Source organism: Lentisphaera marina, assembly GCF_028745505.1.
Classification (GTDB): Bacteria; Verrucomicrobiota; Lentisphaeria; order Lentisphaerales; family Lentisphaeraceae; genus Lentisphaera; species Lentisphaera marina.
Genome location: NZ_JAQZZL010000001.1, coordinates 1639102 through 1649634, shown reverse-complemented (window position 1 = coordinate 1649634; position 10533 = coordinate 1639102). Strand labels below are relative to the sequence as shown.

The following is a 10533-nucleotide window of genomic DNA, read 5'->3' as shown; positions in this document are numbered from 1 at the left end:
ACTTGATGAATTCTGAATGATATCAAATAAATAATTATATTAAAAGATATATAACATGAAACATTATAAACTCGAATCGAGTTATAGAGTAAGTATAAGTCTAATCATAGCAGTCATTATGTTGACTAGAATAGCACAATGCGATGATGCTCTCAGTTGGCCACCTATATTGGATTCCCAGAGTACGGTAAGCCAGACTCGTGATGGTCGAAAAATAGTACGCTTCAAGCATGGTGAGCGTCAAGAATGGGGGTATCAAAACTTCCCCGAACTCAAATCTTTGAAATTTCTCGCAGCTGTACCTAAAGCAGATCAGGAGTTAGGAGCAGCAAACAAAACCCAAAACTCCTCCTCTTTTTTTCTTGTTGAGCCAAAATCACCCCCTACAAGCGGAAACAAAGCACCTTTGCTTGTTATCCTTCACGGAGCAGGTGGTTCGGGATGTCAATTTCTAAAAAATCATTTTATTGATAAGGTAAAAATAAACAAAAAGTATGGAGAAAACTTGAACCCCATTACTCGAGTTTTTTCCCCTCCAGACGATTGCTTTGGTCTTTACCTCAACTGTGGAATTGGTGAATGGTGGGGGTGGGCGCGATACTCAGGTCAGAAACCTCAAAAAGGTAAAAACAATAATCCCACAAGTCTTCGTATACTTGATTCTGTAAAATGGGTGACGAAAATGTTTCCCATTGATGAAAATCGTATCTATCTAACAGGTTCTTCCATGGGAGGTTGTGGTACACTTGGAATTGGAGGTCCAAACGGCGATGTATTTGCAGCGATTGCTGCCTTTGTTCCAGCGGGCACCGAATACTTTATACGTTCCCTTGGACTTCCCGATGCGCCCAAATCTCCCAAGCTGAAAATTAAAAAGACAAAGGCTGAAGTACTAGCTGATGATGCAGGTAAAGGAACAAAAGCAACTAGCTCTCCTGCTGGATTTGATGCTGAATTAGCACCACTTTTTGAAGAATGGAAGAAGGAGGTCGGCAAATACAGACTTGCTGATCCACCGTATATTTTAACTTTCTCTGGTACCACCGATGCTTGGTCACAAACTCAAGCCGCATTTTTACACGCAACAGATGCCGCCAAGTTCCCTGTGCTTGCAGGATGGGGGAAAACAGGTCATAAATCAGAGCCTACCATATTAGCATATAAACGTCCCCAATTGGCGGCTGCACTTGCATTTCCGTGGATGGAAATTCATAAAAATGAAGCTTACCCTGTCTTTACTGAAGTCGACACGAATGATCCTCCTCCATGGATTAGTCCTAAGGTCAAAAATCGCGATGCGCCCGGGCAGATGAACGCCTATTTTCGCTGGAAAAATAGAGTAGACACATTAGAAGAATTTTCTATGCAACTCTGGATTGAACAAGCTAAGTCCGATTTTATGGATAAGAACTTCAAGTCCTCTACAAGAACATCAATAACTTTTCGTCGATTACAAAAATTCAAAATCGATCCAACAAAGAAGTATGAATATCAACTAAAATATGGGGACAAGCTTCATCATAGGGGTATAATTTTGTCTGACAGCCGTGGCCTATTGACCATTCCTGACGTGAAAATCACCACAGATAAAATATGCCTTAGGCTTTCTCCACTCAGCGATGAGTAGGAATGAATATAAGTATGAGTAAAATTCGGCAGTCAAACGTATTATAGCTTTAAACAACTTATTATAAAAGCTCTATAAAAATAATATAAAATACATATTGTAATACTATATTACTCGAGTTATAGTCATTTGATATTATAAATACTGATTAAGGATGTGTACACATGCAAAAAACTTTACTCAAAGCAAGTTTAGCTTTCTTGAGCTCAATCACATTGAGTGCTGAAAAACCTATGGCGCAACTCCCGGGCGAACTCAGTGCTGATCAAATCCTCAACGGAGAATACATGTGGCCGGATTCTCCAAAAGTTGACTTGAGTAAAGTTGATGATAAAAATTTCGATCCCTATGCCTTTGGCAAAGTCCCTGCCCCAGGCATTCACCCGCGCATTCTCATTTCCCCTGAAGACTTACCTCGCATTCGCGCAGGTATAAAGAATACCCTGGCCGGCGCTTACGCTTACCACCAAATCACGGTCAATCAAAAAGAATCCATTCGCAACAAAGGCTCTGAATCCTATGAACTTCTAAAAGCACTTGCTGCTGGCGATGAAGATTTAGCGATGAAAATTATGAAAAAGGAAAGGAAATTTCCCCGTAAGCAAAAATACAGTCATCGTTACGGCTTTGCTTATGTGCTCATGACTGAAGCACTGGATTCATTAATTCGCGAAGATGAAAAAATGGGAAAGGAAGTTGCCGCGGCAATCTCCACCCTATCAAAGATCTACCACAAGCGCCTTATAGCAATGGATGAAAGTTTCAAATCGGGAAAAATCACCACCGATAAACATAATACGCCTGATCGTTTCCACGGTTTTCGTTTAAATGAACAGTCCATTCAGCTCAATGGCGATGTCTGGCGCAGTAATAGGCGTTCGGCAATCGATGGGGAACCCTGGTTTGCCTTCATGTACGACTACGCCTACAAATGGATGAGCGAAGAACAACGCGCTAATTGCCGGAAAACTCTTAATAAATATCATTTTGGTAAAACGACTATGGGTTCGCACATGCCCCACCACTTCCGCAACTGGAACTGGATTGCCATTGGCTCTGGAGGTCTTTATCTCACTGCATTAGCCACTGAAGGCGAACCCGGCAACGATCAGCGCGTCATTGATCATGCCAGAGAAATTCTTAGCGACTTTGTGAAATATGGTTGGTCAGATATGGGGTCTTCAGATGAGGCCATAGGTTATTCACAATTTGGCTTGCGCTGGGCTATCCCAGGTTTCATTGCTATGGCACGTCGTGGCGATAACATCTGGAATCTCAATCGTTGGAAAAACTCCGTCAATTGGTATGCTCAATCATCGCAACCCAATGCCTTTGGTAAAGGTAATGACTCAGGCCAGCGTTTTATCAGTCATGGCGATGGTGGTCAGGGTGGTCCTTCCACCATGACCATGCAGGCTTTTAAACGTTTCTATCCAAATGACTCAGTTGTAGATTATGTTCTGCAAAGAACCAACCAGGTAGAACTGGATGAAAATGGTAATTTCCCTCCACCTAATAAAAAAACTTTCTACAATACCTACCCTCATATGGACCTAATTATTGCGGCGGATAGTTCTAAAAAACAATACAATGATGGAAAAAACCTAGGCTTAAAAAACACCTTTTTTGATCCCGATCGAAACTCCCTCATAACACGTGATAAATGGGGGCTCGATCAATTGCAGTTGCAATTCGAAGCACGTGACGATGGTCATGCCCCCAATCACCAACACGCCGACAAGGGGGCTTTCACACTCACAGGTGCAGGACGTGTTTGGGCTGATGAGCGCTTTCGCTCCGTTGAAGGTCGCCATCATAGCTTGGTCATTATCGACGGTAAGGGACAGGGTTACTTCACACCGCCTTCCACTTGGCTTGGCATGCAAGACAATGAAGATGTAACTATTGCCGCAGTCGATACCGCCTATTCCCACGCCTGGCGCTGGCCTGGTGAGCTCTGTGGTTATGTCGATCTCAATGATCCTCGCAGAAAATTTGCGCGCTACGCAAACTTCACCGAAAAAGCCGATGCCTTCCTAGCAAAAAATCTCGACTTTAAATGGCAGGATCATGTAGACCGTCACCCTAAGTTAGAAAAATTTTATAAAGGTTTTGAAAAGGGTGACCCCCGAATTTGGGATGAATATTCTCGCCCTTTGCGTATTGAGCATAATCCCGTGGAAAAGGCTTTTCGCAGTGCAATGCTCGTTCGTGGCGAACACCCCTACGTCCTCATTACTGATGATATCAAGAAAGATGATCAAGAGCGTCTTTATGAATGGTTGATGATGCTCACTCCAAATACCGAAATCGCCTCAATTAACACACACGAGATCATGCTTTTTGACGAGAGTCACCCCAATGTGGAAATGAAGCCAGGCCTCAATCGCAAAATCGGCGCTAAAGTGCCCATGTGCCTAGTCAGTGTTCTCGATCGCACCATTCCAGAAGATATTTACACCAATCCACAGATCCGCCTAGAGACATTTGAGTTAAAAGACGCTCGTAGTTGGCCACAGGGTCGCGGCTTTCAACTTCAGAAACGTTTAGTGATTCCCAGTCGTGCGGTAGAACCTAACTTCAAAGTCTTGCTCTACCCTCATTATAAGGGTGCCAAATTGCCAAAGTATGAATGGAATGAATCCCGTAATCAGGTCACAGTGACTATTGGCAAACAGGTGGATGTCATTACTTTTACGATGCAAAATAACGGGCGTAATAAAATATCTATTAGTCGAAATAACAAAAAACTTGCAGAGCTGTGAAAAGCATTTTAATTAAAGCCTAGAGGTCATTCATGAAAATAATAAATAAACTCCTTTTTGCAGCCTTATATCTTGCTCTACCAAGTGCTTTTTCAGCGGATCAATCATTAATTCTCCATTGGAAATTTGACTCACCCTACGAATTCGGAGCTTTTGAAGCAGACGCTTCCGGTCGCGGTAATGATGGCGTGGTACGCTGGGATCGAATTGGTAGCCACGGTGGACTTCATTGGCAGAGCAAAGAGGGCTTTTTAAATGGTTCAGCTCATTTACCTAGAGGAGTAAGAGGTACCTTATCAAGTGAAAAAGCTTTGACTCTTCCTCAGAATTGGACCATGTCTTTCTTATTTAAGCCCTTAGATGATAAAAATCGTTTTGATAACATGATCATTTTTCATAAGACTGAAGATTCAAAAAGCAACATATTTTCTCTAGGTCAACACCACAGCTTTCGCATCAATTTAGACAATAAAGGCACAAAGCAGACCCTAGGCTTCTTTAAAGACCAAATGAGTTCTAAGCAGTGGAATCACTTAGTTTTGGTTTATAAAAGGGATCAAGTCACATTTTATCTCAATGGTAAAGCACAAACTGTAAAACATTCTAGTCCTTGGGACCCATCCACAAAGTTTAAATTATCAATGTCTGGTGCCAATGGCTCTCCACACAATCGCGCAGAAGGTAACTTCGATGAATTTAGACTCTATGGTCGTGCACTAAATGCTGATCAAATCAAACAGTTGAGTGCCAAAGATTTTTATGTAAATGAAAAAACTATCCCCATTGCAGACCCTGGTATGGGTTACACAACTTTCTTGAAAGAAGGCTCATGGTTCAACTCATCAAAAGCACAATTTATGATGCAGGGCACTGAACTCATAAAAGGAAACAATGCTGGAGAAACAAAGTTTGAGTGGAGTATTGTCCAACAACCCAAAGGTGCGAAAGGAAAGTTTGCTGATCCTAGTGACCCCAAAACAATTTTCTCGACTAATAAAATCGGTGACTACAAATTTAAATTAACGACTTCAAATGAAGCTGGCCAAGACGAAAAGCTGGTTAATGGAGTCGTTTTTGCCAAAGATAAGGGACCAAAAAATGCGAAGCTTTACACTCTTCCCGCTGATCGTATTGAAGGACATATGGTCTCTTACCACCCAAGAAGAGCCGCCGCTATAAAAAATAAAAAGCTCAAGCCCATCTCATACTGGTCCTTTGATAAACTAGAAAATAATAAGTTCTCGACTTTTGGTTCTAAAGGCCAGACCTTGGCCTTTGACGCAAAAAATATTGAACAGGTTGAAAAAGGTAAATTTGGCCAAGCAGTTAAACTTCTTAATGGTCCCTTATCACTAGGTCAATTCGATGAACTAAAAAATGAATTTTCCGCCTCCTTCTGGGTTTATCACGAAAAGGGTAAAATTACTGGTGACTTACTTAACGTTCAAGGAGAGAATGGAAAGCAATACTGGAGAAATCACTATCGAAAATATCGTCTAGATCCACAAGGGACTGGACTTGTTGACATCATCGTCAAATGGTATGAGGGTGCAACAACTGTAAAAGCTAATAATCGTTGGACTCATTACGTTTTTACCTATGCCAAAACTGGCAATGTTAAAAAGCTCTATGTTGACGGGCGCTTGGCAGTCTACAGCCTTGCCCCATTTGAAAAAGAAGCCTCGGGAAAAGCCTCTTTACTATGCAACCTTAAGGGTGCCATTATCGACGACTATGCCCTCTACGATACAACCTTAAATAACGAAGAAGTCGCAGCTATTTATAAAAGTAAACAAGGACCTTTAGCTATTGATAAGCGCATTGCTTATGACCCCTACACTTCTCGCGTTTATAGAGACGACTTTATCGCAAAAAACTTTCCGAAACCTACAGCGAGTTATCAATCCGAACACTTTTCCGAAGATAGGTTCGATGGCAAGGAGCTCTCCCCATACACCCACCCACGCCTAAATATGACGATGAATGATTTACCCCGTATTCGAGAGTCATTCTTGAAGAGTCGTCACGGAAATAATAATCACTCATTTATGTATCTTTACACTCGAACTCAATTTGGTCATGACCTTAGCAATTATACTCCCAACTCCAAACTAACGGATAAAAAACCGCCATACGCACCCAAAGGTGCCTTTAAAATTGATGGTAAATATGTTTTTGATGAACACAGCCAAAGCTCAAGCGGACGAATTGCCTTAGCTCTTGAAGCCTTACTTAAAGCTGATACTAAATTAGCTCGTAAGCTTATAGAGAAAATGATCATTTCCGCAAATCTGCAACAACAAACTATTGATTATTGGCGTAGTCAAAATAATAACGGTTGGCAACATGCTTATCACGATATTCTTGGACGACGTTCAACTCAAATCATGTATGATTACCTCTATAACTGGATGACTGAAGGTGAGAAAAAGACAATTCGTAAAGTCATTGCCACTGCTACAGCAGGAAATTGGAGCATAGGTATGTACGCTATGCCTGCTCTTTACGCCAATCGCTCAAACTGGCAGGCATGGATCACCGGCGATATGCTCATTGCTCTGCAATCCATTTATGGTGAGGATGGTTTCTGCCAATTCACTTATGATCAAGCCGCACGAGCAGTGAATAATTGTGCTGAAATCATGAACGACCCTGAATCAGGCGCCCACTATGAGGGTATGGGGAAAAGTAATATCAACTCAACTCAAATGTCCGTTCTTTCACGCATGCAGCCTAAAGGAGAGAAAATCATTTCAAGTAAAGCCCTGTATAATAATGTGACTAAATTTCATCTCCATATTGGCCTACCTTGGACCCACAAAACGGTCATGTATGATCAAAAAAATGGTGGTAATGCCGGTATACCCAGCGCTCCAATCAATGTCTTACACTACGCTTACCCAAACGATCCCATAATCAACTACCTCAAACACACAATAGATGACGGAGCAAGCTCTTATACACAAAAGCGCCCCAGTACTTTTGGTCAGGAATCATGGATGATTTCTTCTGTTTATACTCAGGACTGGAAAGGTCCAGACAATCTACAAGAACACCTTAAACAAGCCGTCAAAGAAGCGGGTGAACCTCTAGGCTACTTTAGTGACTTTCGCGGTCAAATGATCAGTCGCAGTAGCTGGGAAAAAGATGCCCTGCAACTCAATTTTGTTCCCCGTGTTATCAAAGGCGGTCATTCAGCACCAACCAAGGGCTACTTTGTTGTCAATGCCCTCGAACGTCAGTGGTTTGAATTTCGCAGCAGGGCTAATCAGCACAGCCGTACCAACTCTTGTGTCACCGTTGACGGTGAAGGTCAAGATGGAACTATGGCTCGCTCACTCTACTACAATGGCGCAGCAGAAAAAAAAGGGGCAAACTTTGATATACTCAGTAGTGAGCTTACGGGGTCCTATCGCCAAATCAACAACAAATGGCCAAACCTCAACTATACTCGCCTTAAGCCCGATCCACGCCCATGGTTTGATATGCCTAAGCAATACCTCACTCATTGGTACCTTGGAGATCGTCCCTATGCTCCAGTTTATCATGACTACGATCAATTTGATCCTGTCAATTATAAAGGGAAACAAGAATTTGAATACGCCTACAGAACTGCCCTTTTTGCCCGTGGTGATCACCCTTACATCATCATTGCCGATGATTTTAAGAAGGATAATAAAGAACGCGAGTACATCTGGCATGCCGCACTACCCGATGACCTAAAAGAAAATATGACTCTCCATAAAATCAATGGCGACACTGCTATCTTAACTGACCCTAAAGATCAAAAAAAACATCTCATGGTCAAAATGTTTGGCTATAAAGGCAAGGGCGAATTTGTTGTTGAACATATTTTGCCGACTCAGGATGTGGATCGCGCCAAAATGAATCTGACAACTGAACAAATGCCACATAACCTAAAATTTAAAAACAAAACAGCTAAGGCCTCTTTTCGAGTAATTATCTACCCCTTTAAAGATGGCGACCCACTACCCAAAATTACTGAATCCGCAAGTTCATTCACTATTACTATTGGTGATCAAAAAGATTCGTTCACAGAAAATTCTAAAGCCAGAGGACATAAACTTCTCAAGCCTAATAGACTTAATGGTGTAGATCATGAGATTGCACAACCTCAGGACAGTGAAATCATCCAAAAAAAAACTGCGGATAACAAGAACTTATCTATTCAACATAGACTGATGAATATGGACGAACAAGAAATCCTTAAAGGCATTGGTACAATATCTGCATTATTCATGGTAGGATTTTTTATTTTACGGAGCAGAAAATAAACAATTTCTCAACAGCAGCTAATCTAATACTTACAGGGGATAAAAGCCTAAGTTCTTGATTGATTTCAATCTCAATCAAGGAGAGGCATTAGATAATGCTCATGGGCTCGTAGTATTAAGAGCTACCATTAATCAAACATTCAAAAAAGTTAAGCTAAAAGACAAATCATTAATATACTTTTGTTTGAGGCTTACATGAAAATACTTGCTGCCACTTAGCATTTATTCTCTTGGCCTGACTCACTCCAAGGAAGTCCCACTTCGCGGTTCCCCCCACCGGTGATTAAGTTTTAAACAAAGCAGGAGTCCCAGACAATCGCGCTAAGACAAATCCAACAAGCACTACAAAATGACTTTAGACGTGAGAAGATTTTTCAAAACTACCTTACAAGGCGAAGTTCGCGATGTCCGCATTTACGACTCTTCTCTAATGAGTGAAATTATTTCAACCCTCCGTAAAAAACACTTATAATTCACTATGAAGGCTCCTTAAATAATTGAAATACTAATAGAAAAATTAACATACCTTTGTTGTTTAGATAGATTTACAATACCCTTGCGAGCCACAAGTACTTAGCGTAAATTGAAATCTAAGGTGATGCAGCTTGTAATCATAATTAAGAAATGATTTATGAAAAAGAAGCACGTAACATTAATTGAAATTCTCGTTGTCGTGGCAATCATTGGCATTCTTGCTTCTCTACTTTCACCTTCAATATGATCTCTACCGGCTACCATGAAAACCGTGGTTTAAACGCTGCTATTATTGATGGCTCGGTAAGTTCCATTAAAACAAATACCCTAATCGGTTCATCGGAATATCAGCTTTCAACCAGCGGTATCTGGGAAACAAATGAAATTGGCAATCTCATTCATAACGGCTTAAACAACATTGTTCCCACAGGAACTAAATGGAACTGGAACGATAATTAATTTCTTAGAGTCTTTTCAGTAAGCGAACGGTCTTTCTGTGAGCTACGCGAACGGTCTTTCTGTGAGCTACGCGAACAACTTCATTCTTTTACAGTACACTTGCGATCTAAGTGAGTGTATCCACCATCTGCATAGATAATCTGCCCTGTGGTATGAGACGAGCGACTGGATGCAATAAATACAGTAAGGTCTGCTAATTCCTCTGCCCTAGTCATTCTTTCACCGAGAGGAATCATACTAGTAATGCGTCGTTCCTCTTCTTCTGGCTTAGGAAGTCTATCTAGGCAGCTGCGGTAAAGTGGTGTCATGCATTCTGCAGGAATAATTGAGTTAACTCTAATTCCCTTCATTCTAAACTCCAGTGCCCACTCCCTAGTAAGAGCATTGACCGCACCTTTTGCCGCCGCGTAGCCTGTTGCATTGCCCTGCCCCGTCTCAGCTACTTTCGAACCAATATTAACGATATTACCATTAGTTTTTTCAAGATGCGGAAAAGCGTAATGAACCAATTCAAAAACCTGAATTAAATTGGTATTTAATGACTGCTGAAACTTATCCAATGAATCATCGATATTACAAGCATCATTTACACCTGCATTATTTACAAGCACATCAATTTGACCAAATTTCTGGACGGTTTGATCAATAATTTTTTCACAAAAACCTGGCGTCGTTAGATCTCCTTGGATGTAGAGAACTTCACTTGTTTCTTTTATTTTATCCACAAACTCAGACGCCATTACCGAAGGGCGGCTCGCTATGACAAGTTTAGCTCCTTCTGCTGCAAAAGATTCCGAAATCGCAGCTCCTATACCTTTGGCACCACCAGTGATGATCACCACTTTATCTTTTAAATTAAGATCCAAAATTCACTCCAAATATTTATTAATCTGAAAATATAATTAGCTAGTAA

At 41.2% G+C, this 10533-nt stretch carries 6 protein-coding genes; 5 read left to right on the top strand and 1 reads right to left on the bottom strand.

Annotation, left to right across the window (positions count from 1 at the left end):
• The first annotated feature begins 118 nt into the window (after window positions 1-118).
• From PQO01_RS06810 to PQO01_RS06790, 5 genes are all read left to right on the top strand, one after another.
• Entirely contained in the window at window positions 119-1627 is a 1509-nt protein-coding gene (locus PQO01_RS06810) for an alpha/beta hydrolase-fold protein (protein WP_274313279.1), read from the top strand.
• A 164-nt stretch (window positions 1628-1791) separates the two neighbouring features.
• The gene (locus PQO01_RS06805; protein ID WP_274313278.1) at window positions 1792-4392 is read left to right on the top strand and encodes a hypothetical protein; all 2601 of its coding nucleotides are present in this window, start codon (window positions 1792-1794) and stop codon (window positions 4390-4392) included.
• A gap of 32 nt (window positions 4393-4424) precedes the next feature.
• Window positions 4425-8687, top strand: a complete 4263-nt coding sequence (locus PQO01_RS06800) for a LamG domain-containing protein (protein ID WP_274313277.1) — start codon at window positions 4425-4427, stop codon at window positions 8685-8687.
• A 631-nt stretch (window positions 8688-9318) separates the two neighbouring features.
• On the top strand, window positions 9319-9408 hold the full coding sequence (locus PQO01_RS06795; protein ID WP_274313276.1) for a prepilin-type N-terminal cleavage/methylation domain-containing protein: 90 nt from the start codon (window positions 9319-9321) through the stop codon (window positions 9406-9408).
• On the top strand, window positions 9405-9620 hold the full coding sequence (locus tag PQO01_RS06790) for a hypothetical protein (protein WP_274313275.1): 216 nt from the start codon (window positions 9405-9407) through the stop codon (window positions 9618-9620). Before PQO01_RS06795 ends, PQO01_RS06790 begins: the two co-directional genes overlap by 4 nt.
• 80 nt (window positions 9621-9700) lie before the next feature.
• On the opposite strand, the gene PQO01_RS06785 is transcribed toward PQO01_RS06790, so the two are convergent.
• The gene (locus tag PQO01_RS06785) at window positions 9701-10486 is read right to left on the bottom strand and encodes an L-fucose dehydrogenase (RefSeq protein WP_274313274.1); all 786 of its coding nucleotides are present in this window, start codon (window positions 10484-10486) and stop codon (window positions 9701-9703) included.
• Window positions 10487-10533 lie beyond the last annotated feature (47 nt).